General features: G+C 60.8%; 20 protein-coding genes, 1 pseudogene and 1 riboswitch. Of the genes and pseudogenes, 10 read left to right on the forward strand and 11 right to left on the reverse strand.

Annotated features, from left to right (window positions below; genetic code table 11):
- Nucleotides 1-77: 77 nt before the first annotated feature.
- Nucleotides 78-194, reverse strand: a riboswitch (TPP riboswitch).
- Between the two features lie 140 nt (nt 195-334).
- The 11 genes from CK230_RS25795 to CK230_RS25850 all read right to left on the reverse strand — a co-directional run bounded on the left by CK230_RS25795 (nt 335) and on the right by CK230_RS25850 (nt 14,514).
- A complete protein-coding gene (locus tag CK230_RS25795) occupies nt 335-1,612 on the reverse strand; it encodes an FAD-binding oxidoreductase (protein WP_095796124.1) in 1,278 nt (425 codons plus the stop codon).
- Nucleotides 1,613-1,711: 99 nt separating this feature from the next.
- Nucleotides 1,712-2,872, reverse strand: a complete 1,161-nt coding sequence (locus CK230_RS25800) for a porin (RefSeq protein WP_095796123.1) — start codon at nt 2,870-2,872, stop codon at nt 1,712-1,714.
- Between the two features lie 889 nt (nt 2,873-3,761).
- The gene (locus tag CK230_RS25805; RefSeq protein WP_095796122.1) at nt 3,762-5,408 is read right to left on the reverse strand and encodes an MFS transporter; all 1,647 of its coding nucleotides are present in this window, start codon (nt 5,406-5,408) and stop codon (nt 3,762-3,764) included.
- Nucleotides 5,409-5,757: 349 nt separating this feature from the next.
- Complete coding sequence (locus CK230_RS25810) at nt 5,758-6,741, reverse strand: beta-ketoacyl-ACP synthase III (RefSeq protein ID WP_095796121.1); 984 nt, start codon at nt 6,739-6,741, stop codon at nt 5,758-5,760.
- Complete coding sequence (locus CK230_RS25815) at nt 6,738-8,003, reverse strand: adenosylmethionine--8-amino-7-oxononanoate transaminase (protein WP_095796153.1); 1,266 nt, start codon at nt 8,001-8,003, stop codon at nt 6,738-6,740. Before CK230_RS25815 ends, CK230_RS25810 begins: the two co-directional genes overlap by 4 nt.
- Nucleotides 8,003-8,638 carry a dethiobiotin synthase gene (gene bioD, locus CK230_RS25820; protein WP_095796120.1) on the reverse strand — a complete coding sequence of 212 codons (636 nt, stop codon included), beginning with the start codon at nt 8,636-8,638 and terminating at the stop codon, nt 8,003-8,005. Before bioD ends, CK230_RS25815 begins: the two co-directional genes overlap by 1 nt.
- Entirely contained in the window at nt 8,635-9,774 is a 1,140-nt protein-coding gene (locus CK230_RS25825) for an 8-amino-7-oxononanoate synthase (RefSeq protein WP_095796119.1), read from the reverse strand. The genes bioD and CK230_RS25825 overlap by 4 nt, the downstream gene beginning before the upstream one ends.
- Nucleotides 9,771-10,751, reverse strand: coding sequence for a biotin synthase BioB (gene bioB, locus CK230_RS25830; RefSeq protein WP_095796118.1), 981 nt, complete (start codon nt 10,749-10,751; stop codon nt 9,771-9,773). Before bioB ends, CK230_RS25825 begins: the two co-directional genes overlap by 4 nt.
- A 204-nt stretch (nt 10,752-10,955) precedes the next feature.
- Complete coding sequence (gene nadC, locus CK230_RS25835; RefSeq protein ID WP_095783637.1) at nt 10,956-11,834, reverse strand: carboxylating nicotinate-nucleotide diphosphorylase; 879 nt, start codon at nt 11,832-11,834, stop codon at nt 10,956-10,958.
- Nucleotide 11,835: 1 nt separating this feature from the next.
- A complete protein-coding gene (locus CK230_RS25840) occupies nt 11,836-13,377 on the reverse strand; it encodes an L-aspartate oxidase (RefSeq protein WP_095796117.1) in 1,542 nt (513 codons plus the stop codon).
- A gap of 168 nt (nt 13,378-13,545) precedes the next feature.
- Nucleotides 13,546-14,514, reverse strand: coding sequence for a hypothetical protein (locus tag CK230_RS25850; RefSeq protein ID WP_095796116.1), 969 nt, complete (start codon nt 14,512-14,514; stop codon nt 13,546-13,548).
- A gap of 177 nt (nt 14,515-14,691) precedes the next feature.
- Here CK230_RS25850 and CK230_RS25855 point away from each other — a divergent pair.
- From CK230_RS25855 to CK230_RS25895, 10 genes and pseudogenes are all read left to right on the forward strand, one after another.
- Nucleotides 14,692-15,086 (forward strand): annotated as a pseudogene (locus CK230_RS25855) (3-methyl-2-oxobutanoate hydroxymethyltransferase); the annotation flags it as partial.
- A 163-nt stretch (nt 15,087-15,249) separates the two neighbouring features.
- On the forward strand, nt 15,250-15,804 hold the full coding sequence (locus tag CK230_RS25860) for an autoinducer binding domain-containing protein (protein WP_245330189.1): 555 nt from the start codon (nt 15,250-15,252) through the stop codon (nt 15,802-15,804).
- On the forward strand, nt 15,770-15,940 hold the full coding sequence (locus tag CK230_RS33680; protein WP_245430067.1) for a LuxR C-terminal-related transcriptional regulator: 171 nt from the start codon (nt 15,770-15,772) through the stop codon (nt 15,938-15,940). The genes CK230_RS25860 and CK230_RS33680 overlap by 35 nt, the downstream gene beginning before the upstream one ends.
- 118 nt (nt 15,941-16,058) lie before the next feature.
- Nucleotides 16,059-16,688: an acyl-homoserine-lactone synthase gene (locus CK230_RS25865; protein ID WP_095796115.1), complete on the forward strand. Its 630-nt coding sequence runs from the start codon at nt 16,059-16,061 to the stop codon at nt 16,686-16,688.
- Between the two features lie 457 nt (nt 16,689-17,145).
- The gene (locus CK230_RS25870) at nt 17,146-17,394 is read left to right on the forward strand and encodes a helix-turn-helix transcriptional regulator (protein ID WP_095783641.1); all 249 of its coding nucleotides are present in this window, start codon (nt 17,146-17,148) and stop codon (nt 17,392-17,394) included.
- 526 nt (nt 17,395-17,920) lie between these two features.
- On the forward strand, nt 17,921-18,619 hold the full coding sequence (gene queC / locus CK230_RS25875) for a 7-cyano-7-deazaguanine synthase QueC (protein ID WP_095796114.1): 699 nt from the start codon (nt 17,921-17,923) through the stop codon (nt 18,617-18,619).
- Nucleotides 18,619-18,975, forward strand: coding sequence for a 6-carboxytetrahydropterin synthase QueD (queD, locus tag CK230_RS25880; RefSeq protein WP_067318701.1), 357 nt, complete (start codon nt 18,619-18,621; stop codon nt 18,973-18,975). The genes queC and queD overlap by 1 nt, the downstream gene beginning before the upstream one ends.
- A complete protein-coding gene (gene queE / locus CK230_RS25885) occupies nt 18,972-19,706 on the forward strand; it encodes a 7-carboxy-7-deazaguanine synthase QueE (protein ID WP_095796113.1) in 735 nt (244 codons plus the stop codon). Before queD ends, queE begins: the two co-directional genes overlap by 4 nt.
- A gap of 1,422 nt (nt 19,707-21,128) precedes the next feature.
- Nucleotides 21,129-21,407 carry an acyl carrier protein gene (locus CK230_RS25890; RefSeq protein WP_095796112.1) on the forward strand — a complete coding sequence of 93 codons (279 nt, stop codon included), beginning with the start codon at nt 21,129-21,131 and terminating at the stop codon, nt 21,405-21,407.
- Nucleotides 21,408-22,616: a beta-ketoacyl-[acyl-carrier-protein] synthase family protein gene (locus CK230_RS25895; RefSeq protein ID WP_095796111.1), complete on the forward strand. Its 1,209-nt coding sequence runs from the start codon at nt 21,408-21,410 to the stop codon at nt 22,614-22,616.
- The last annotated feature ends 34 nt before the right edge of the window (nt 22,617-22,650 follow it).

Raw genomic sequence — 22,650 nt, forward strand, 5'->3', positions numbered from 1 at the left:
GAGACCCAGTTCTGTGCCGGAAGGATGAAAAGACGCTTCGGTCGCCCTGCCGAAACAGGACCTCGGGCATAGACTCCCGCGAACCGCTTGCACCGTCCCTACGCCAGTATGAACTGGATCAGGTTCAACGGGTCACTGCGCCGCGAAAGCCAGCAGTATCTCAGTCCCTTGCCGGGACTCCCCTGGTGAATGCCTCAGTTGGGCAGGCGGGCCCTATCTTGTCAAGCGCAGTGAAGAGGAATCGGCACACTTAACCTCATCGATCATCAACGCTTCCAATCGTCACCAAAGCCCGCTTAGGCAAAATGCATCGCGACATTCCGGATCGCCTGGCTCAAAGACTAGTTGTCCGCCCGGCGGCACTGAAGCGCTCGATTGTATAGGGTTCGAGTGATATTGGCGGGTCACGCCCGGACAGCAGATCGCCAACCAGTTTGCCCGTGGTTGGGCCTTGTGTGAGGCCGAGGTGACCGTGCCCGAACGCATACAGAATGTGAGCATGGGTCGCGGAGCGGCTGATGACCGGCAAGGTATCCGGGGTCGCGGGCCGGTGGCCGCTCCACACCATGCCGCCGTGGCCATCCAGGGCCGGGAGGTAAGCCTTTGCAAGCTCAACCAAGCCTTTCGAGCGAGCAAAATTCGGGCTGGCTCGCAATCCTCCGAACTCGGCCGCACCGCCGATGCGTAAACCGATAGAGAGAGGTGTTGCCACGAAGTTGCGCTCTGCAAAGATCATCGTCCGGTTGAGTGCGATCTGGGGTGCAGCGATTGTGGTGTTGTAGCCGCGCTCGCTTTCGAGCAGGGCATTGTCGCCAAGCTGGCGAGAAAGTTCTGCCGACCATGCGCCGGCGGCTACGACAATTTTGGATGCGTTCAAAACAGAGCTGTCGGCCAGGGTAACCGTGCCGCCCTCGGGACTTGATGCGATACGAGAGACTTGGGCCGCAAGGACTCTCGCACCATTGGCCGTTAGCCAGGAGCGCAGACAATCGACCACCCGCTTTGGGTCGGAGACGTGCGACCACTGAGGTGTTAAAATCGCGCTCTTGACCAGTGGGCCTAGCGCCGGCTCCAGTTCCCTGGCCTGGTCTCCCGATAGGTGACGAACCTCGATACCAAGCCTTTGCTTTGCTTCCCACCCGGGCGTGGCGGCATGCCAGCCTCTTTCGCTTTCGTAAACTGTGAGAGCGCCCTTCCGATGGAGGTGCCCGCTCAATCCAATATCTGCAAGCAGAGGAACAAGGTCGCGGTAAACCCGATGGTTCAGCGCTGCAAGGGCTCGCGAAATCCGCTGCACCTCTGCCGGCGATCCAGCCCGCGCGAAGTTCCACAGCCATGGGAGCAGCCGCGGGATATGAGTCATCCTCAATGACAATGGGCCAAGGGGATCAAGTATCCACCTGGGCACTCTTTTCCATAAACCGGGCACAGACGCTGGAAGTACCTCGGTAACAGCGATACATCCAGCATTGCCACAAGACGCTTTATCGCCTACCGGATCGCGATCCACGATCGTGACGTTAGCTCCGCGTTTTGTGGCATCGTAGGCGACACAGAGGCCAACAACCCCTGCGCCGACCACTATAATCGGACGGTTCGCCATTTCAATCATGACCGAGCAACCGTGAGCAAAACGGTGACAGATTGCGCTTGGCACCTCGTGATGATCGGGACTAGTCGCGCAATCGACCACCGAGAGAGTTTCATTCCATTAGAATGAGCGTTGGAAACTGAGGATGCCGCCGACGCAATCTTTTTTGTCAGCCTTCGTCCAATTCACGTTCGAAGGGTCGACCATGCCGATGCCGAAATTGCCGTAGTGGCCGTAATCGATTTCGGCCGTCGCCGTGAAACCGGCAACGAGCGTGTAGACGACGTTTGCGGCCACACCATAGTTCTTGAACTGACCGCCCGAGACCTGAAGGTTGAACGAAGTTTTCTCGTCGAGTGTGTAAGTGGAGCCGGCCCAGAAAGCCCAGTTGCCGCTCCAAGTTTTATAGAAGCCGCGACCGTGAGCGCCGATTGCATTGGTTGGATCATCGTTGATAACGCCGATGGAGCCATAGCCGAACATTCCGAATAGCGACAGGTCATCCGTGACGTTGACATCGACGCGGATCTTGCCGGCCAAAGCATCGTGGTTGCTGTCTCGAGCGATTACGCTGGTGATCGCGCCCCAGCCCTGCGTTTGTTTTACGCCGAAGACGACGTGCGGAACATGGCTGTCGATAGTACCGACTACACCCGACCCTTGTTCAAGTGAAACCAGAGCCGAAAAGCCATTATCAGCATCGAAGTAATACTGGGCCACGTTGGTATCGAAGTCGCCGTACGGAACGAGTGCGTTATTGAGGACGTTCCCGGCGTAGCCTGTAAGCGTGTCGAAGGCCGAATGATCCTTACCAACTCGCAGGCCACCAAGCTGGATCCAGGCGGAAGTCAATTTGACGCCGCTGTTGAAGCCATAGTTCTGAGGGGTGTCCGGGCCTGGATAAGCGTTGCGGTTGCCGAAATTCACGCCGTTTTCAGTGTAGGTCTTCAGTGCGCCGAGTTCGGTCTCCTGGCGCGTCCAAGTTTTGAACGTGAAACGCGTCTTGTTTCGCCAGGTGCCCTGAGCCTCGCCAGTTCTCACATCGGTGGTTCTTGCCCCGTCATACGATCGGACATCGCCGAGGCCGACGTCGTAACGGATGTAGCCCCCGATGCGCAGGCAGATCTCAGTGTCGGGGATATGGAAGTAACCCGAACCGTAGACGTCGCAGATCTTGACGTATTCGGTCGGGTCCGACGCAGAGATTTCTTCCGCCGCGCAAGCGACGGAAGCGGAGATCAGGCCTGCAACTGAGCCAAAAAGAAGGCTGCTTACCTTCATTTCTGATCTATGTTTAAAGTCTAAATGTGGCACAAAAGGTACTTCCTGCGTGTTGAAGTTAGAAAGTGGCCGTTTGCAACATTTAATTCGAAATAAGAATCGCTAACGACGATAGATTTATGAAATAAACAACTGTGCTTGGTCGCCAACTGCCATACAAGGTGAGACTCGGCCTATGTCAGGCTCAAGGGAAGACAGAACGCCTGTTGCCTTGCTTCCAGCAGCTCAGCCAAACACATTCATTTAGGAGTCAGCACTTCTGAACGAAGCTATTATTTATCTCTGCTATTTGTGGGTTGCCGGCCGGGTTAGATGCAGAGCAGCAAGGGACGTGCCATACTGAAGAGGTAGCTCGCGGGACACTTAAATGCCCGGCAACTTCGTCTCTTCTTTTGCTTTTGGGGGTCAGGCAGAGCACGAAAGCTGCGGTTTCGGACACGCTTCGTATGTTCGATATGTGACACTTTCGTTCGATACCGTCAGCATTTTGTTCGCTGTGAAGCCTCGGGTCGAGATACCATGCTGCGTCCGCCGCTCGGCTGTCAGGCGGGAGCCCCGCTGCCGCATCTGAATGGTGCCAAGCACGGCCCGTTTGCAGCGGCGCAGACCAATTCTCGGCGCAGGTCTCTGAGCCGCAACGCGCTGACTGAAGGGCACGCTCGACGGTGATGCTGATCGTCTTGTGCGCAGGCGGCGCACCAGCGCGGAGACCCATGTCAAGCGCCGCCTCGAAGCTAGCCCAGCACAGACCGTTCCTGCGCCTCGAGGCCCGCCGCGGCATGGTATTCGCGAGAGAGCGACTTACGCATAGCCTCGTCTGCTGGTGATGCGGCCTTCGCGCTGCTCGCGGCAGCTCCCAATGCACGATGCGGCCGTCTTGGTGATCACGTCACCTCGGAGGACGAGAAACGATTGTCGAGGCACGGGTTCGAGCTGCCTCAGTCGTTCGTTCGATCGAAAGCACTGTTTGCGGAGGACGCTCTCCATCATGCAGTGCCAAGAGACGCTGGCTGACTTCCTTATCCGCTGCCGTGAGCCGATGATTCAGGCGAAGAAAGTCCATCCAGGTTGGCGTGCGGAATGTCTCTGTCCAAATCGAAGGCGCTTGAAGATTGCGCTGGAGTGTCCAGTTTCGCGCCCCGGCACGGCTCTGAACATGGCGCCTTGCGCGCATGTAACCCAGAAAGGCCTCGATATTCTCTTCGGATATAAGATACTCGACCTTGACCACTATGGGACCACTCCTGGGCTTCAACTCGAGTGCCAGCTCCGGCGGATGAAAACCCGAACTCTCCTGATCCGTTTCTTCCCATGGACGGACCGGCAACACAATTCCCGCAGCTGCAACGAGCAACAGAGCGCCCGCGGCACCCTCCAAAGCCCAGCCTAAGGAGTAGATCTGTGCGACAGTACCCCAGATCCAGCTGCCGGCCGCCATCCCGCCTGCGCTCAAGGCGTAGTAGATCGACAGTGTGCGGCCAACCACCCACCTTGGGCTTGCCAGCTGAACCGACACGTCAATGCCCGTCCAGATGATAAGCCAACCCGCGCCACCAAGTGCCAGCGAAATGGCCGCGACAGCGACTGACGATGTGAGGGCAAGGGAAAGGCAACATGCTGAACAAGCAACAGAGGCGAACGACACCAGCCTGTCTTGAGACGTGATCCGCCTTAGAAAGCTATTGCTCATGCCGGCGATGAAAGCACCCATGCCGAAGCCCGCCAGCAAGATGCCATAGATGATTGGGCCGCTTTTCAGCTGATCCCGGACCACTAGAGGGAGCAGCGCAAGGATGGAGATGCTTGCCAACCCGAAAAGGGCTGCACGGGCAATCGCTGCCCTGATTTCCAACGACATGAGCGTGAAGCGGACTCCATCATGAATTGCCATCGTCATTCGCTCACGCGGGAGAGGTGACGTGCGAACATCCCATGTGGTGCGCCATATTGCGGTTAGCGGCGCCAGATCACTCAGCGCTGCCAACCCGAAAGCGGCCAGCGGTCCAAAGAATGCCAAGACCACGCCACCCAAAGCCGGACCAACGCTGCGCACAATGTTGTATCCGACAGACATAAGCGTCACCGCGGCCGGGATATCGCGCTTGTGAAGTATATCGCCAACAGAAGCGTGCCAGGCCGGATCATTCAAGGCAAAGCCGCAGCCTGCCAGGAAGCCTAATCCGAGAATTAACCAGGGACCTGCAAATCCCAGGCCCACGGAAATCATCAGCGTCGTTGACGCCAATGCTATCAGGCAGTGCCCCGCAAACATCACCCATCGGCGGCTGAAGTTGTCGGCGATGGCTCCGGCCAAGATCGAGAGAAAGAACACCGGCAACGTCGATGCGGCCTGCACAAGTGCAACCATCAGATCCGAAGCGGAAATCGTGGCCATTAGCCAACTGATGGCGACCGTTTGCACGAGCCACCCGAGGCTGGATATTTGCGTGGCCGTCCAGATCGAGCGAAACACCTGGTTTCGAAATGGAGCGAGCGTTGTTGAGATAGGCAGATGAGCATTTTTTTCGGACTGCATGACAATTGACGCCTTCCAGCGGCCGCTTATTCAATTCACGTCTGCCACTACTGCCGTTACGATGTTGATCAGTGGATCAGAAGGGCCGACATATCGATTAGGATGACTTCATCGCAATGAGGAGGGTGCGCATGAGCTCGGATAACTCCGCTTTCCTGGACTGGCGCCAACCACGTCTCGCCCAGCAAGGAAGCCTCCGATCGTCGCTGCTCGACAAGAATCGTCTGCAGGGTGATCGCTCTTGTTCACCTAGCCAGCGCCCATGTAACTTGCCGGCGAGTAATTTTTCGCATTGGGCCCGTGTTGCTAGTGTCATTCGTGACCAATCCTGTTCATGGCCGTCGTACCGCTAAATTCCGAGGATGAGGGCGCCTCCGGTGAGGCCGGCACCCGCTGCCGCCAAAAGCATTTTCTCGCCCTGCCGAAACGGTTCCGTTTGATGAGCCAGCGACAGAGACAGCGGGATCGTCGCGGCGGAAGAGTTGCCATATTCGGCGATCGTCTTGACGATTGCGTGGCCTGCTATGTTGAGGTTCCGTCCGACGGCATCGAAAATGCGGGCATTGGCCTGATGTGGCACGAACCGATCGATGTCCTGCGGACGCATTCGGGCAGCAGTGAGTGCGTCCTGCGAGCATGCGGTCATCATCTCCACCGCCTTCGCAAACACTTCACGGCCGTCGGTGATCGTCATCCGTGTCTGCTCAAGGTCGAGGTCGCCATGGAACGGCGTGTTGCTTCCGCCGGCGGGAATCTGGATCAGCCCGTAGCGCGAGCCGTCCGAATCCACCGATGCGCCGAGAATGCCCCGGTCGGGGTCGTCGCACGGACCAATCACCACGGCGCCGGCGGCATCGGCAAACAGCACGGCGCTGGCGCGCTCGGCGGGATTGATGCGGCGACTGAGGATGTTGGCGGCGATGACAAGGCTCGCTTTGCCGTGCAGGCGAGTGAAGCCGTCGGCGAACACCAGCGCATAGATGAAGCCGGCGCAGGCGCCGGTCAGGTCGATCGCGCCGGATCGCCCGAGCTCAAGCCGGTGTGCGACCAGCGGCGCGCTTGGTGGCAGAAGGTGATCGGGTGTCGAGGTGGCGAGCAACAGCAGGCCGATCTCTCTCCGGTCGATGCCGGCGTTCGCCAGCGCCATGTCGCCGGCAAGGGCGGCAAGTCCCGACAGCGTGTCTTCGTCCGCTGCCCAGAAGCGCGACCGTATCCCGGTACGGCGCTCGATCCAGCCGGGTTCTAGTCCGAGACGGTCTTCGATTTCCGGGTTCTCCACCTTACGCGCCGGCGCATGGTGACCGAACCCGAGAATGCACGACGATCTGCTCATGACCTCGCCCCGAAACGTTCGCCGGCCTCCTCGATGGCGTTGTAGAGCCCGTCGAGCTCGTCGCCGGTGATGCAATAGGGCGGCAGAAGATAGAGGACATTGCCGAGCGGGCGCACGAGCATGCCGCGCTCGAGGAAGAATGCACGCAGTTTTGGCCCGATCTCGGCCAGATAGCCGGCCGAGCCGGTGCGCAGATCGAGGGCCGCGATCGTGCCGGTCACCCGGCTGTCGGTGAAGTAGGGATTGGGCCGAAAGCGTTGAAGTCCGGCAGCCTGCCTCGCGCTCAAGGTCGCAATGCGCTCGGCCACCGGCTCGTCGCGCCAGATCTCGACATTGGCGAGTGCGGCCGCGCAGGCAATCGGATTGGCGGTGTAGGAGCTCGAATGAAAGAAGGTCTTCCTCCGGTCCTCGGAATAGTGAGCCTGGAAGATGGCGTCGGTGGCAAGCGAGGCCGCCAAAGGGATCACGCCGCCGGTCAAGCCCTTCGAGGTGCACAGGATATCAGGAGAGATGTTCGCCTGCTCGCAGGCAAACATGGTTCCGGTGCGTCCCCAGCCGGTCATCACCTCGTCGGCGATCAGCAGCGTGCCGGAGGCCTCGGCGATCCTCTTCAATTCGCTGAGAACCCAGGCCGGGTACATTAGCATGCCGCCGGCGCCAAGCACGAGCGGCTCGACGATCAGCGCGGCGGCGTGCCGGTCGCGGGAGACTGCCTCGAACCGATCAAGCGTCTCTTGCTCCCGCCCGGCGACGGGGAACGGGATGGTGTCGACCTCAAACAGCAAGGGCTCGTAGGCGGCGTTGAACACGCCGCGGGCACCGACGCTCATCGTGCCGATCGTGTCGCCGTGGTAGCTGTGCTCCATGACGACGATGCGCGAACGCGGTGCGCCGAGGTTGCGGAAATAGCCAAGCGCCATCTTCAAAGCGACTTCGACGGCGGTCGAGCCGCTGTCGGAATAGAACACCCAGTCGAGGCCGGGGGGAGTGAGGCCGACAAGCGCCTCGGCCAGTCGTTCGGCCGGCTCGTGGGTGAAGCCGGCAAAGATGATCTGATCAAGGGCAGACGCGGTCGTCTCGATAGCCTTCATGATGCGAGGATGACGGTGGCCATGGGTGACGACCCACCAAGAGGAAATGGCATCCAGGATGCGCGCGCCGTCGGCCTTGTGGAGATAGGCGCCTTCCGTCAGCACGATTTCAGGGATGGCTGTTTCAAGCGCGTGCTGGGTGAACGGATGCCAGACATGGGACCGCAGCATCATTCGCCTCCGGCGATCAGGGCAACGTCGAAGCTGGCAACCATCGCGTCTCTCAGCGTTTCACCCGTCAGTGGATGGAGGTGTGGCAGCCTGCCGAGCTGTTGCACGCCCCCCAACTCCACGATTGTCCTTTGGGTATCGGCCACCTCTTCGCCGATGAAGGCGATACCGAGGAGCGGGATGGAACGGGCCCGCAGCGCTTCTATCGAGAGCAAGGTGTGGTTGATCGTTCCGAGCGCGGTGCCGGCGCACAGTATGACCGGCAGCCCCCACTGCGCGAATATATCGATGAACATTGTCTGTCGATTGAGCGGCACCATCAGCCCGCCGGCGCCCTCGATTACGAGCGGTGTCGGTAAAACCGGAAAGGCAAGATCCGCCGCTTCGATGGCGACACCATCGATCTCGGCCGAGCGATGCGGCGAGAGCGGGCTTTTCAGGCGATAGGCCTCCGGCAGGACGCGCCCCGCGGGCAAGCCGGAAAGCCGGGCAATGACCTCGCTGTCCGTCTCCTCGTCGAGGCCCGATTGCACCGGCTTCCAGTAGAAGCCGTCAAGCAAGCCGGCGATTCCCGCCGAAAACACCGTCTTACCTATTCCGGTGCCTGTTCCGGTGACGACGAGGCGCTTGGTCATGCCGTCGCCAACACCTCGACGAGCGCCTCGACCATGGCGCAAATGTCGGCTTCCCCGACGTTGAGCGTCAGCGAAATGCGCAGGCGCGATGTACCCTCGGGCACGGTCGGCGGACGAATGCCGCGTATGTCGAAACCGCGGGCCTGCAGTGCCGCCGCCACCGCCATGGTGCGCCTGACATCGCCGATGACAAACGGCTGGATCTGCGAGCCGCTGGGCGTCACGCCGCACTGCTCGGCCAATTGCCGACCCGCGAAGGAAATGCGCTCGCGCAACTGAGCGCGGCGCGTGGGCTCGTCTGACAGGATGGCGAGCGCTTCGCGCGTCGCGACCGCCATCAGGGGCGACGGTGCAGTGGCGTAGATGAATGGCCGGCACCGGTTGATGAGATAGTCGCACAGCGTTCGCGGTCCTGTGACGAGCGCGCCGTACGCGCCGAGTGCTTTGCCGCATGTGTGGAGCGCGACAATGTTGTCGCGGCCCTCGAACGCGGCGGCCAGCCCCCGGCCATCTGGCCCCCAGACGCCGGTGGCATGCGCCTCGTCGACAATAAGGAATGTCTCGTGCCGATCGGCAAGGTCGACGAGGCTCTCCATCGGCACACGGTCGCCATCCATGCTGTAGAGGCTTTCGACCGCGATCCAGACGCGCCCCATGCCGCCTTCGGAGCGCCAACTGGTGATCGCATCCTCGACGGCGTTGACGTCGTTGTGTGCGGCCAGCTTGACCTCGGCGCGTCCGGCCTGCGCGCCCTCATGCATGCTGGCATGGGCGAGCTCGTCGAGGATCAACAGATCGCCCTTCTGCGGCAGTGTGCTCAGCAGTGCAAAGTTGGCGATGTAGCCACTGCCGAAGAACAACGCGCGTTCGGTCCCGAAGAATGCCGCCGCGTCCGCCTCCAGTGCCTCGTGTTCGGGTGCATTGCCGCGCAATAGCCGCGATCCGGTAGCGCCGACCGGAGTACCCCGTCCGATCGCCCCCGCGACAGCATCGCCAAGTCTCCTGGAGGCGGCAAGTCCGAGATAGTCGTTCGAGGAGAAATCGACCCCGGTGCGGGGCGAAAGCGTCCGCAGCCGATCCTTGCGCGCCAACCCCTGCAAGGTCGCCTCAAAGCGATCAAGCGGCGGCTCGTTCATTTGGCCTCGCATTCCATCGGCTCGATGCCGAGACGCTGAAATAAAAGCCTGTCCTTGTCCTCGCCGGGATTGTCCGCCGTCAACAGCGTGTCCCCGACGAAGATCGAGTTGGCGCCGGCAAAAAAGCACAGCGCCTGCATCTCGTCGGTCATGCCGGTGCGACCGGCGGAGAGCCTTACATAGGACTTCGGCATCAAAATGCGGGCGAGCGCAATGGTACGGACGAACTCGATCGGATCGATGGGTTTGGACTGGCCGAGCGGCGTGCCATCGATCGGGATCAGCATGTTGATCGGCACGCTTTCGGGCGGCTCAGGCAGATTTGCGAGCGTGATCAGCATGTCGATGCGGTCGGCCTTTTCCTCTCCCATCCCGACAATGCCTCCACAGCAGACCTTCATGCCGGCCTCGCGCACGTGCTCAAGCGTTTCCAGCCGGTCGGCGAAGGTCCTGGTCGAGACGACCCCACCGTAATGGCGCTCGGAGGTGTCGATGTTGTGGTTGTAGTAGTCGAGGCCTGCCTGTTTTAGACGTGTGGCCTGCTCAAGATCGAGCATGCCGAGAGTCATGCAGGTCTCCATGCCGAGCGCCTTGACCCCCTCGACCATCGCCACGACCGCATCCATGTCGCGCGCCTTGGGGTTTCGCCAGGCAGCGCCCATGCAGTAGCGTGTGGCTCCGGCCTCACGCGCCTTGGCCGCCTCGGCGATGACACGCTCGACCTCCATCAGCTTCGACGCTCTCAGGCCAGTTCCGTGATGCGCAGACTGGCTGCAATAGCCGCAATCCTCCGGACAGCCGCCGGTCTTGATGCTCAGCAGCCGGCTGAGCTGCACACGGTTTCGATCGAAGTTCTGCCGATGGATGGTCTGGGCCAGGAAGAGCAGGTCGTTGAACGGCATGCCGTAGATAGCCTCGGCCTCTTTGCGGTTCCATCGCGCCAGCACTCCGTCCATCGGTTCCAGGGCTTTGTTCATCCCCACTTCTTCCCAATCGTCATCGTCAAAAATTCTTTGTTTCTGGTCCACGAACGCATGCCGCAGTCTGTCGGCCGGCGAGCCTGTTACCACATGAGCCATCGATCAGCGCAATGCGCGCGGGCCCAACGGGGTGCAGGCTCCTGCAGCACCTTGTCTGCGCCTTCAGCTCCGAGGCTGCTAGCTCTTCGTTTTTCGTTTCCATCAGTTCAGGCTGCAGCCGTACCCGTGGGCCGGCATATCCAGGCCGATGTCGAGGATCGGCGCGCTGTGTGTCAGCCATCCGACGGAGATGAGATCTACTCCGGTCGCCGCGATCGCCGGGGCCGTGATCGGTGTCACCCGACCGGAAGCCTCGGTGATGACGCGGCCATCGACCGTCGCCACGGCGCGCGCAAGATCTTCAACCGACATATTGTCGAGCAGCACTGCGTCGATTCCCAGCGCGAGCGCTATATCGAGCTGCTCCAGCGTGTCGACCTCGACCTCGATCTTCACCATATGGCCCGCGGCGGCGCGCGCTCGCTCTATTGCCGTGCGAATGTCGCCGGCGATGGCGATGTGGTTGTCCTTGATCAGCACGGCGTCATCGAGCCCGAAACGGTGATTGGCGCCGCCGCCGACACGTACGGCGTATTTCTCCAGGGCGCGCAAACCGGGCGTCGTTTTTCTTGTGCATACGATCTTTGCCTTATGGCCACGCACAGCCTCGACCATCGCGGCTGTCGCGGTGGCTATGCCGCTCAGGCGGCAAAGGAAGTTAAGCGCCGTGCGCTCGGCCGTGAGCAGGCCACGCGCCGGTCCGCACAGCTTGGCGATGATCTCGCCGGCCGCGACTTCGCTGCCGTCCGGGCGCCAGATTTGCATTTGGATCGCAGGCTCGACGAGCAGCAGGGCGAACGCAACCAGATCGAGGCCGGCAACTATTCCCGTCTCACGCGACTTGAGCATCAAAGTGGCCGTGCAATCATGCGGGATCACCGCATCGCTGGTCAGGTCGCCGCATCTGCCCAGGTCTTCCAGGAGGGCACCGCGCACGATCGGTTCAATCACGGCCGAGGGAAGGGGTGCGAATGGTTTCATGTCAGGTGCTCCGTGTCCGTGCCTGCCACCCAAGTGCGAGCGCGCCCTGCATTGCGCCGCGCAGTGTCAGCCGGGCGGCGCACGCCTCTGCATCGCGCCAGGGGAAATCAGTGCGGAAGTGCGAACCACGGCTCTCTTGGCGCCTCAACGCCGCCATGGCGATCATAAGCGCGACCAACGCCGGATCGGATGCGGCCTCGTTGCCAGCGGCGATCGGCAGCAAGTTCGCTACCGCCTCGCGCAGCGAGTCGCCGTCCCGAATGATGCCCAGTGCGGTGGAGACGATCGGGCGGATGCAGGAAGGATCTGGCCGCGTAGGCACAAACGTGGAACATACGCGCCGCCGTTTGGCGTGAGATGTGCCGGCAACGCTTTCAGCAACCCAGCTCGCGGTGACCACCGCTTCGGTGAGCGAATTGCTGGCGAGGCGGTTAGCGCCGTGCAGGCCGGTGCATGCGACCTCGCCGCATGCCCACAATCCCTCGACGGAGCAGCGGCCGGCCGCGTCAACAGCAACGCCGCCCATGTGATAATGGGCTGCCGGGCGTACCGGGATCGGATCGACGGAGGGATCGACGTCTGCCTCGCGGCACAAACGGGCTATGGCCGGAAAGCGACTGCCAAATCTCGGGCCGAGGCATTGCCGGGCGTCCAGGAACACGCGGTGCCCGCCAGTTATCTGTTGCCACACCGCACGCGCGACCACGTCGCGAGGTGCAAGCTCGCCCCCCGGCGTTTCAGCCAGGAAGCGTTCTCCTGTTTCGTCGATGAGCACTGCGCCTTCGCCGCGAACCGCCTCGCTCACCAGCGGCATCGGTCGGCGCGGACCCTCGAGCGCGGTCGGGTGGAACTGCACGAATTCCAAGTCGGCGAACTCCGCCCCGGCCCAGGCGGCGAGCGCCAGCCCGTGCCCGCATGAGCCAGGCGGATTCGTGGTATCGCAATACAGGCCGCCGATGCCGCCGGTTGCCAGCACCGCCCGGCGTGTGGGCAAGACGACTGTGCCGGTGCGCGAAATTGCAAGCACGGCGATGATTGCCCCGTCTTCCACGACGAGCCGGCGAGCCTCCATATTTTCCAGGACGGTGATCGAGGCTGTGCACCGCACCGCGGCGATGAGCGCGCGGACCAGCTCGCGACCCGTGGCGTCGCCGTCAGCATGAACGATCCGCCGATGCGAGTGCGCAGCCTCGAGCCCTAGCCGCAACTGCCCGTCAGAGTAGCGGTCGAAGGCGAGGCCGAAGTCTTCGAGGGCCTTGATCGCTTTGGGCGCAGCTCGGACAACTCGCCGCACCGTCGCCTCGTCGCAGAGCCCATCACCGGCTCCAAGTGTGTCGCAAAGATGAAATTCAGGGCCGTCCTCGCCGCCGAGACTTGCCGCAAGACCGCCTTGGGCGAGCGCACTGCAGGCTCCGGTTCCGAGCGGCGCATTGGACAAAAGCACGACCGGCTCCGGCGCCAAGTGAAGCGCCGTCATCAGGCCTGCCACGCCAGCGCCTATGATGATCGGTGCCCCGCCGATGTCGTGAATGTCGCAGCTCATATCGAAAGCATGCGCTCGACCGCCAGAGCCGACCATTCGACTGGCGGGATCACCCGCCGGACGCGCTCATATAGGGACGCGGCCGTAGGTAACGCCCCAGTCATCAGCGCCTCCGATTATATTCGATCTGACAATAAGGGAATATTTCTACCTTGACTATAAGGTATGTCAAGCCCGAGACATTGGCAATTTTGTCCCGGCGAACGCCCTTTCATCGAGCACGGCACGGCGGAAGCGATAGAGCTTTGCAGGCCGCCCCCCCGTGTCGACTGAAGTGTCGCCAGTCTCCTCGACGAGCTCTTGCTGCTCAACAAGCCTGCGGAAGTTCGGCTTGTCGATCAGTCTGCCAGCCAATGCTTCCACGGTTCGCTGCAGCTGGAGCAGCGTGAAAGTCGGTCTCATTAGTTCGAAAACGACTGGCCGGTATTTGATCTTGGAGCGCAGCCGCGTAACGCCTGTCGCCAGGATGCGGCGATGGTCAGCAACCATCGCCTTGCCTGAGACGGCCGCAGGCGGAGGCGCAGCTTTGCCGCCGCTGGCCTCTTCGACCAATCCTGCTTCGTAGAGCAACTCATAGCGTTGGAGCGTGAGCTCCTCGTTCCAATGGCGGTCGTCTAAGCCGAAGGCGATCGCCACCCTCTGCCGGCGTTCGCGCTGCCTGGCCGGATCGCCGGCGCCGTCTACCCATTCAATCAAGCGCGCTCGCAGGATATCCAGGCCCACCGGCGGCGTGCCGGAGCGGTGGTCCTCCCATGGAAAATATTCGTACCAGCTTTGCCAGCCGCACGTGGATGAGGCCGTTGCCTGTTCCTTCCGGGTGAGTGCGAGATAGCTGATCGAGATGACGCGCTGCTGGCGCTCGGGGCCGACACGGTCCCGATCGGCGAACGTGTAGAGTTGCTCGATGTACCCAAGAGGATGGCCGGTTTGATGTTCGACCCACCCCCGCAAACCGGATTGCGGCGATCGGTGCTCGAGCGCAAATGGTCCGGAGGGCAAGGTGTCCGCCTGACCGATTGTGAGAAGACAGGGCTCCCCGTGATTTACGGCGACGACCACCGCGATCAGGTCCACTTTGGCTTCGTCGGCCCTATCGTCGGCTCTGTCTTTCCCGGTTCGTGTTCGTTGATCTTCCATATTCGCAAACGTGGTCGGCCCCGAGCTCGGCGAGCTCTTCTAATCGATTTAGTTTAAGCGTGACAGCCCGCACGTCAACACCGCACAGCTGACGGCATTTTTTTATGTCTTCGCACCTGCACAAAATATGCCAAACGCGACTCCGGCGTGTGGTGACGCAACGGAAGGAGGCTTAGATTGAGCGCAGGTAATGCGAAGGCAATTACGCCACCGGATATCCGCTCGCGGAAAGGCCAGGCCCCACTCGTCTGCCTCACTGCCTATACAACCCCGGTCGCCAGGATGGCCGATCGACACTGCGACATTGTTCTCGTCGGGGACAGCGTCGGCAGATAATGCACGGGCTGTCGTCGACGCAGGGGGTCAGCCTCGAGATGATGATCATGCACGACCAAGCCGTGCGCCGCGGCCTGCAACAGGCGCTGATGGTCGTCGACCTGCCGTTTGGTTCCTACGAAAAGGGGCCCCAGCAGGCCTTGCGGAACGCGGCCCGCCTTATCGCAGAGACCGGATGTGCGGCGGTGAAGCTCGAGGGCGGCCAGACCACGGCCGATACGATTCGCTTTCTCGCCGCTGGCAAGGAGCCAGGTTCGCGGTGTTCGCTTCAACCGGAAACAGCAAAGTAATGCCGGCGATGATAGCGAAGTCGCCCCCGTCGCGTCGGTGCGGTGGTCGTTTAGAGCCAGGTCTCCGCCTGTCATCGAGCAACATTTGAGGAGGTTGCGCAAAGGACAGATGTATCGCGTGTTTGAAAACTTCGTCGAGCAACTCTCTGCAAGTGTCGATACTGTCGATCTCCATGATGTAATGGCGTCCGCTGCAGCCGGGTTCGATTTTCCGCTCTTCGCTTATTTCAGTTACCCGTCCGCCTCCGGCCAGAGGCCGCGATTGATTTCAAATTATCCTTCATCCTGGACATCACAGTATCTCCAACTGCGCTACCACAACCACGATCCGGTGATCCTTCGCGGGCTGCAAGGCTGGGATACTTTTGATTGGGGCGTGGATCGACCCCGCCGGTGTCTGCCGGCCTCGCAGCAAGAAATTCTGGAAAAGGCAGCTCACTTTGGCATTCGCGGCGGATTGACCATGTCAGTGCATGATCCATCGCGGCCGGTTTGCGGCGCTGACCTTCGCTTCCGACCAGTCCCGTCCGCCTCTTTTGTGCTCACTCACACGCTACGAAAAAGCATTGCAACTTGTCGCAATCAGCTTTCATACACATGCCCGGCGCAGGCTAGCCGAAGATCGCGTGGTGGATTGCATAACGCTGACGCCGCGGGAGTTTGAATCGCTGAAATGGGCGGCGCGCGGTAAGTCGGCCTGGGATATCAGCCAGTCTCTAAACGCACCGCGACGTTCCATCTGGAAAACGCCAAGGCAAAGCTTGGCGTGCGAACCATCAACCAGGGCGTGGCGCGGCTGACTGCTTCCCGTCAGTGGAGACCCTGACTCTTTGTCGGATAGCTGTAAAGGTCTACAGGCTGCATCAATGTCGGCTTTGTTCTTCGATGGCGGGAACACATCCTGCGCGGAGGCGACAAATGATGCAGCTGGTAACACCTGAACTCTACGGCGAGTTTCCAAACGAGCTCAAAGAAATGCATGGGCTGAGGCATCGGGTCTTCAAGGAAAGGCTGGATTGGGAAGTTGAGACCGAAAGCGAGATGGAAACAGACGCATTTGACAGCCTGAACCCCGTCTATCTGCTTCTCAAGGGATCCGACTGGCGGATTTGCGGTTGCGTCCGTCTTCTGCCGACTACCGGACCGACAATGTTGCGCGACAGCTTTCCGATGCTGCTGGGTGAGAGTGCCGCGCCCGCGAGTGCCGACATTTGGGAGAGCAGTCGTTTCGCACTCGATCTCCCTCCATCGGCGCCTAAGGCTGGTGGACTGGCGCAAGCGACCTACGAGCTCTTCGCCGGCATGATCGAATTTGGCTTGGCGAACAATCTCACCCGGATTGTGACAGTGACCGATACACGCATGGAACGGATCCTTCGTCTTGCAACGTGGCCGTTGTCGCGTATCGGACAGCCAAACCCGGTCGGTAACACGGAGGCCGTCGCCGGCTTTCTCGAGATTTCCCACGCTAGCCTCTTGCGCATCCGCTGGAAGGGACGTCTGAACGGACCGGTGTTATGGCAACCGGTTTTCGGCCTGTCGGCATAGGCCTAACGATGCTCAGCCGGACCAACGCTCCTGGCCGCGGGCGCTACGACCTGTCGATATGCTGACCAGACTGGCGTAGTTGCGAAGGTTACGACCTTCCGGTCAATTCATCGACCGGTGAATGGTGGCTCCGACATGGCCAGGGAGCTGTCACGCCGGCCTTGGATTCAGCGCTCAGCAAGCGTCGAATTCCTCCTCAAGAGGTTCGGAGATGAGCAGCCGCCGGTATCGCGCAGCGACTGGTACAGCCGATCAGGCCATCTTAGGCATGCAGGTTCTTCGGACTTGATCAGAACCAGTTGAACCGCCATATACCGGTCCGGCCGCCAGTCAGGTGGCCCGTGGACGAGACCGAACCGGTCGAATTGATGTCCATTTATTCGACTTGCTACGAGCGCCAACTCGGGTGGAACTCTCCCGAGCTGTCAGGCGCCTCTGCTCTCCTTCGAGGTGATATATGAAAGATCCGCGCATTCCCGAGCCAGTCTTGAAGGCTATGTTGGGGGGAACCCACATCATCCGTGCTTATCGTGAGCACCTTGGATATTCCGTCGACGACCTGGCGGTGGCGTGCGGCCTGGCCGCTGAGGAAATCGTGAACATTGAGTCCGGTCTGAGATACAACAAGGGTTATCGAGATCGGATCGCGAAATCGCTGTCCCTACCCGTGGGAATTCTTGAGGCGGACATACTGGACGCGGCCTAATCATTGGAAGAGTGCCCGTTAGGTCTGTGGGAGCAGGTCGCGTACGAACCAACTGAATTGGTGTTCCGGGGGCGGCAGGATAATAACGGAACGGAACCACCGATGCATCTTTCCCTCCCAAGCTATCACTGCTGATCTGTCAATTTTAGACGACGGTGCAGCCACGGTAATGGCGCTTTCGCCGAAGCGCCGGCCTTGCCCCGAGGAGTTGCGCGAGCGGTCAACCTCCAGGCTTGCGACGCGCCGCTCTAAAGCGGCGGCACGCGGATTGGGGTGTGTCATTTGCGCAGAGTTCGGGCGCGCGCCGATTGCGCTTTTCCGACTGAGCATACGCTTGGGCTTGGAAATCCAGGAACGAGGCTCAGCCCCGCTGTCGGAACCCTGCTGCACCACCTTCTGCACCACGGCACGTCAGCGCATAGCGCATCAGACTCACACCGGGTTCACAACATTGACTCGCTGAGGTAGGAGGAGCGCAGAGAAATCTCCGGTCGCAGCCTTACCCGGTCAAAACAAGGATCCCACAATGAAGACTCTCGTTATCTGCTCCGGCGGATTGGACTCCGTTGCCCTTGCTTACAGCGTGGCAGCGGAGCACGAACTCGCCGGCCTCCTGTCTTTCGATTACGGCCAACGGCACAGGAAAGAATTGGGCTTTGCCGCTCTCTGCGCGGAGCGACTGAACACTTTGCACCAGATCATCAACATCCCCAAAATTGGCCGCGGCCTTTCCGGTTCAGCGCTGACCGATGATGTCGAAGTGCCGGACGGACACTATGCCGAAGACACGATGAAGATCACGGTGGTGCCGAACCGGAACGCCATCATGTTGGCGATCGCCTTCGGTCTGGCCGCCGCGCACAAGGCCGAAGCGGTGGCGATGGCCGTACATGGTGGGGACCATTTCATCTATCCAGATTGCCGTCCGGCCTTCATCGAAGCTTTCCAGGTGATGCAAGACCGCGCGCTCGACGGCTACGCGGAGATTCGCCTTCATACCCCCTACGTCAACCTCACGAAGGGCGACATCGTCGGGGATGGAGCAAGACACGGAACTCCATTTGCGGAGACCTGGTCCTGTTACAAGGGCGGCGAGCTTCACTGCGGACGGTGCGGGACCTGCGTGGAGCGGCGCGAGGCGTTTCATCTCGCGAGGCACGCTGATCCAACCGACTACGAAGACGCCGACTTCTGGCTCGAGGCGCTGCGGAGGAGGAGCGCCTGATGTTCCGCATCACCAAGGAATTCCACTTCTCGGCCTCGCATCAACTAACCTCCTTGCCACCCGATCATCAGTGTGCGCGCCTGCACGGGCATAACTACATCGTCGAAGTGGAGCTATCGGCGAAGGACCTGGACGCGCACGGCTTCGTGCGTGACTATCACGATCTGGCGCCGCTCAAACGCTATATAGACGACAGCCTCGACCATCGGCACCTCAACGAAGTGCTGGGACATGAGCAAGTCACGGCGGAATACTTGGCCAGACATTTCTATGAATGGTGCAAGGCACGTCTGCCGGAAACCGCGGCCGTGCGGGTGAGCGAAACCCCGAAAACCTGGGCAGAATACCGGCCGTGACGGACACGCGTCCCGCAATTCGTGTGAGCGAGATATTTGGGCCCACGGTCCAGGGCGAGGGCGTGCTCATTGGTTTGCCTACAGTCTTCATCAGAACCGGCGGGTGTGACTACCGGTGTTCCTGGTGCGACAGCCTCCATGCGGTGGACAACCAATTCCGCCGCGAATGGGAGATGATGCCGATCGATATGGTGTGGCAAAGCGTCGTTGGGCTTTCCGGTGGCTGGCCAGTGATGGTGTCGCTGTCGGGCGGAAATCCGGCGATTCAGCCGTTCGGTACGCTGATCAAGCTTGGCCATGGTGAAGGCTACCGTTTTGCACTGGAAACCCAAGGTTCGGTGGCCAGGGACTGGTTTGCGGATCTTGACGTGCTGGTTCTCAGCCCAAAGCCGCCGTCAAGCGAGATGAGGACGGATTGGGCTGCATTCGAGGCGTGCATAGAAGCGGCGCAAGAGAAGCCGCAGACCGTGCTCAAGCTCGTTGTTTTTGATGAGAATGACTACGCCTACGCCAAAGACGCCGCCGCGCGATTTCCGCGCCTTCCGGTCTATCTGCAACCCGGCAATCACACGCCACCGCGGCCTGGCAATGAAGACACACCTGTGGACCTGGACGGAATAATCAAACGCATGGAGTGGCTTGTGGAAAAGGTGACACGCGACAGGTGGTTCGAAGCGCGCGTGTTGCCGCAGCTGCACGTTATGCTCTGGGGAAACAAGAGAGGCGTCTAGTCTCGCCTGTGCGGGAAATGCGCCTGCGGATCTTCGGTTCGACGGGTCGGCCCATCTGGCGGCGCTGCCGGGTACTTGAGGCCGAGATGGTGTTGGACGCTTCGAAAGTGAGCGCACACCGTAGCGGCTAGGCTGCCGCTCCGGTGTATGGTGGCCGCTGCGCTTCATCGAAACAAACGATTTTATTAACTGCCCGGTATCTCGCATTGATCCTGCACCGGACCGCATCGACCATCCGCTGCCTCTGTCGCGTGAAAAAGGGACCCGGAAGGGGATAATCTTCCGCATGAGCTCAGACGTGGCTGGAAACTGTCCTAGGGTGAGTTGCAGCAGGCCGAGAATGTCAGACTCAACGCCGCTCCGGGAAGGGTGTTCGTTACCACGAACGGAACAATGCTTTGAGCCGAACGATCCGCGATGCGCGCGAGCCTGATGCTTCCGAGGCTATGGTTTTCGACCGTCTCGACCACTCCACCGATCCATATCTGGTTGGCTGTGCTGCTGTCGGCCACCTCTCTCCAGCGCGTCCGCCTTGCGCCGATACGGGATGGCGGACGCGTCCACGTAGCTTTGCCCAATTCGCCCCCCGGCCAAGACGGATGAGGTGGCGAAAGTAGTTCATGGCGCTGAACATCTTCCTTGGGCGATCACGATGTCCTTGCGGTGCAGGCCTGAAAGTTCGAGCGGATCGATGGTGTTCGCAAGCCCGACCCACAGGATGAACCGCCCTGCGGATCGGTGACCTTTGTGCCTTGTGCTATCCGCCCCGCTTCGTCGAAACCGGAGAGCGAATGGGAGGCGCTGAGCATGTAGCAGCGCCCGAGACGTGCCGAGCTTTTGCGTGTGCCCATGCGGGATGCATCTGTAGCATTATCTCCCGCAACCAGAGGGCTTACCAGATCCTGAAATGTATCCACGGCGCAGATGGGTCTCATCGAAACAAACGATTTTATAAATCCTCCGGAATCTCGCATTTTAAGACAGCAACCTCACACACACTGACCACCCGCTACCACTATCGTGTGACGACTGCGAAAAGGAGCCGGAAAGGAAAATCAATCATGAGCTCAGACGTGCGACGGAAGTTGTGCTGGGAACATAAGTTGTAGCTCCCCGACCCTTTCGAACTCCGACTTCTTGCGGAGGACCTATGGACTGACTGGGGTCTTCACGCAAACCCATTCGAAGGCGGCCGAGCCGCTTGGCGACGGTCCACTTGCACATCCGAGATGCTCGGTGTGCCGGTGCTAATGGGGTAGCGGCAACGCTCTTCGTCATCGACCCCCACGCCGCAGACCATCTCTATCATCAATTGGTACTCGTGAGTGGCACGGGCCTAGTCAGGGACGATTGTCGCGACATGGCTGGCAGAGGCATGGCGCCGCGCCCACGTCAAAAGGCATTACTACGGAAAGGAACAGAATGGCCGATCAACTCGCAACGGAAATCATTGCCACGATCAAGAAGCGCATCGAATTGGAAAACGGCGAGGGAAGTGGGTCCGACATCGGCGAAATAACGACTGCCACGGAACTGACCTCGCTCGGAGTCGATTCCCTGGGTTTGGCGGATCTCCTGTGGGATGTGGAGCAGGCCCACGACATCAAGATCGATATGAACTCGGCCGACGCCTGGTCGAATCTCAAGAATGTCGGCGACATGGTGGAAGTCGTCCGCGGTTTGCTCGCGAGGGAGGTCTGATTGGACAGGCGAGTCGTCATTACTGGGATGGGCGGGCTTTGCGGCCTAGGCAACAGCGCCGCTTCTATCTGGAAAGAGATGCGCGAAGGCCGCTCCGCCATCCGCCCGATGGTCACTTCCGAGCTTCATGAGATGAAGGGCACTGTCGGTACCGAGATCAAGGAGCTGCCCAAGCACGACATCGGCCGCAACCGGCTCGTCTCCATGGACCGCCTCAGCTTGCTCGCAGTGCTTGCAGCACGCGAAGCCGTGCAAAACGCCGGGCTTTCCTGCGACGAGGGAAATCCGTATCGCTTCGGCGCGACAGTGGGGGTCTGCGGCTGGGGCTGGGGAACGGTCGAAGAAACCTACCGCGCTCTGTTTTTGGACGGCGCGAAGCGTACTGGCCTCTATACTGCACCAAAGGGATTGCCGAGCGCCGCTGCCAGCCAGGTCAGCATGAGCCTCGGCCTGCGCGGCCCGGTCTTTGCCATCGCGTCTGCATGCGCATCAGCCAATCATGCGATTGCTTCGGCAGCGGATCAGATCAGGCTCGGCCGGGCCGACGTGATGCTTGCCGGAGGCGCAGAAGCGCCACTCGTATGCGTTCAGCTGAAGGCATGGGAAGCAATGCGCGCCCTCGCTCCGGATACTTGCCGGCCCTTCTCCGCCGACAGGAAGGGAGTGGTGATCGGCGAGGGTGCGGGCATGGCCGTGCTGGAAAGCTATGAGCATGCCGCGGCGCGCGGTGCCACAATGCTTGCCGAGATCGCAGGCATCGGCCTGTCCGGCGATGCCTTCCACGTCGTCGCGCCGTCCGTCGAAGGGCCGGAGGCCGCGATGCGCGCTTGCCTTGCCGACTCCGGGCTGAATGCCGAGGACGTGGACTACCTCAACGCCCACGGCACCGGCACCAAGGCCAACGATCAGACAGAGACGGCGGCGATCAAGCGCGTCTTCGGAGACTATGCCTATTCGATGTCTGTCTCGTCTACCAAATCCGTGCACGCGCATTGCCTCGGCGCGGCGAGCGCACTTGAAATGATCGCCTGCGTGATGGCGATCCAGGAGGGCGTCGTGCCGCCGACCGCCAATTATCGCGAGCCAGACCCCGATTGCGATCTCGACGTCACGCCCAATGTGGCGCGCGAGCGCAAGGTACGCGTGGCACTGAGCAACGCCTTCGCCATGGGCGGCATGAACGCAGTTCTGGCGTTCAAGCAGGTGTAGAACCCATGCGAAATGCCTCCAGTAACTCTTTCTC

Source organism: Mesorhizobium sp. WSM3859, from assembly GCF_002295065.1.
Taxonomy (GTDB): domain Bacteria; phylum Pseudomonadota; class Alphaproteobacteria; order Rhizobiales; family Rhizobiaceae; genus Mesorhizobium.

Excerpts from the sequence above, each read along its gene's own strand:
- CK230_RS25795 (WP_095796124.1), bottom strand. The coding sequence starts at position 1,612 with ATGATTGAAATGGCGAACCGTCCGATTATAGTGGTCGGCGCAGGGGTT.
- CK230_RS25800 (WP_095796123.1), bottom strand. The coding sequence starts at position 2,872 with ATGAAGGTAAGCAGCCTTCTTTTTGGCTCAGTTGCAGGCCTGATCTCC.
- CK230_RS25805 (WP_095796122.1), bottom strand. The coding sequence starts at position 5,408 with ATGCAGTCCGAAAAAAATGCTCATCTGCCTATCTCAACAACGCTCGCT.
- CK230_RS25810 (WP_095796121.1), bottom strand. The coding sequence starts at position 6,741 with ATGAGCAGATCGTCGTGCATTCTCGGGTTCGGTCACCATGCGCCGGCG.
- CK230_RS25815 (WP_095796153.1), bottom strand. The coding sequence starts at position 8,003 with ATGCTGCGGTCCCATGTCTGGCATCCGTTCACCCAGCACGCGCTTGAA.
- bioD (WP_095796120.1), bottom strand. The coding sequence starts at position 8,638 with ATGACCAAGCGCCTCGTCGTCACCGGAACAGGCACCGGAATAGGTAAG.
- CK230_RS25825 (WP_095796119.1), bottom strand. The coding sequence starts at position 9,774 with ATGAACGAGCCGCCGCTTGATCGCTTTGAGGCGACCTTGCAGGGGTTG.
- bioB (WP_095796118.1), bottom strand. The coding sequence starts at position 10,751 with ATGAACAAAGCCCTGGAACCGATGGACGGAGTGCTGGCGCGATGGAAC.
- nadC (WP_095783637.1), bottom strand. The coding sequence starts at position 11,834 with ATGAAACCATTCGCACCCCTTCCCTCGGCCGTGATTGAACCGATCGTG.
- CK230_RS25840 (WP_095796117.1), bottom strand. The coding sequence starts at position 13,377 with ATGAGCTGCGACATTCACGACATCGGCGGGGCACCGATCATCATAGGC.
- CK230_RS25850 (WP_095796116.1), bottom strand. The coding sequence starts at position 14,514 with ATGGAAGATCAACGAACACGAACCGGGAAAGACAGAGCCGACGATAGG.
- CK230_RS25860 (WP_245330189.1), top strand. The coding sequence starts at position 15,250 with ATGTATCGCGTGTTTGAAAACTTCGTCGAGCAACTCTCTGCAAGTGTC.
- CK230_RS25865 (WP_095796115.1), top strand. The coding sequence starts at position 16,059 with ATGATGCAGCTGGTAACACCTGAACTCTACGGCGAGTTTCCAAACGAG.
- CK230_RS25870 (WP_095783641.1), top strand. The coding sequence starts at position 17,146 with ATGAAAGATCCGCGCATTCCCGAGCCAGTCTTGAAGGCTATGTTGGGG.
- queC (WP_095796114.1), top strand. The coding sequence starts at position 17,921 with ATGAAGACTCTCGTTATCTGCTCCGGCGGATTGGACTCCGTTGCCCTT.
- queD (WP_067318701.1), top strand. The coding sequence starts at position 18,619 with ATGTTCCGCATCACCAAGGAATTCCACTTCTCGGCCTCGCATCAACTA.
- CK230_RS25890 (WP_095796112.1), top strand. The coding sequence starts at position 21,129 with ATGGCCGATCAACTCGCAACGGAAATCATTGCCACGATCAAGAAGCGC.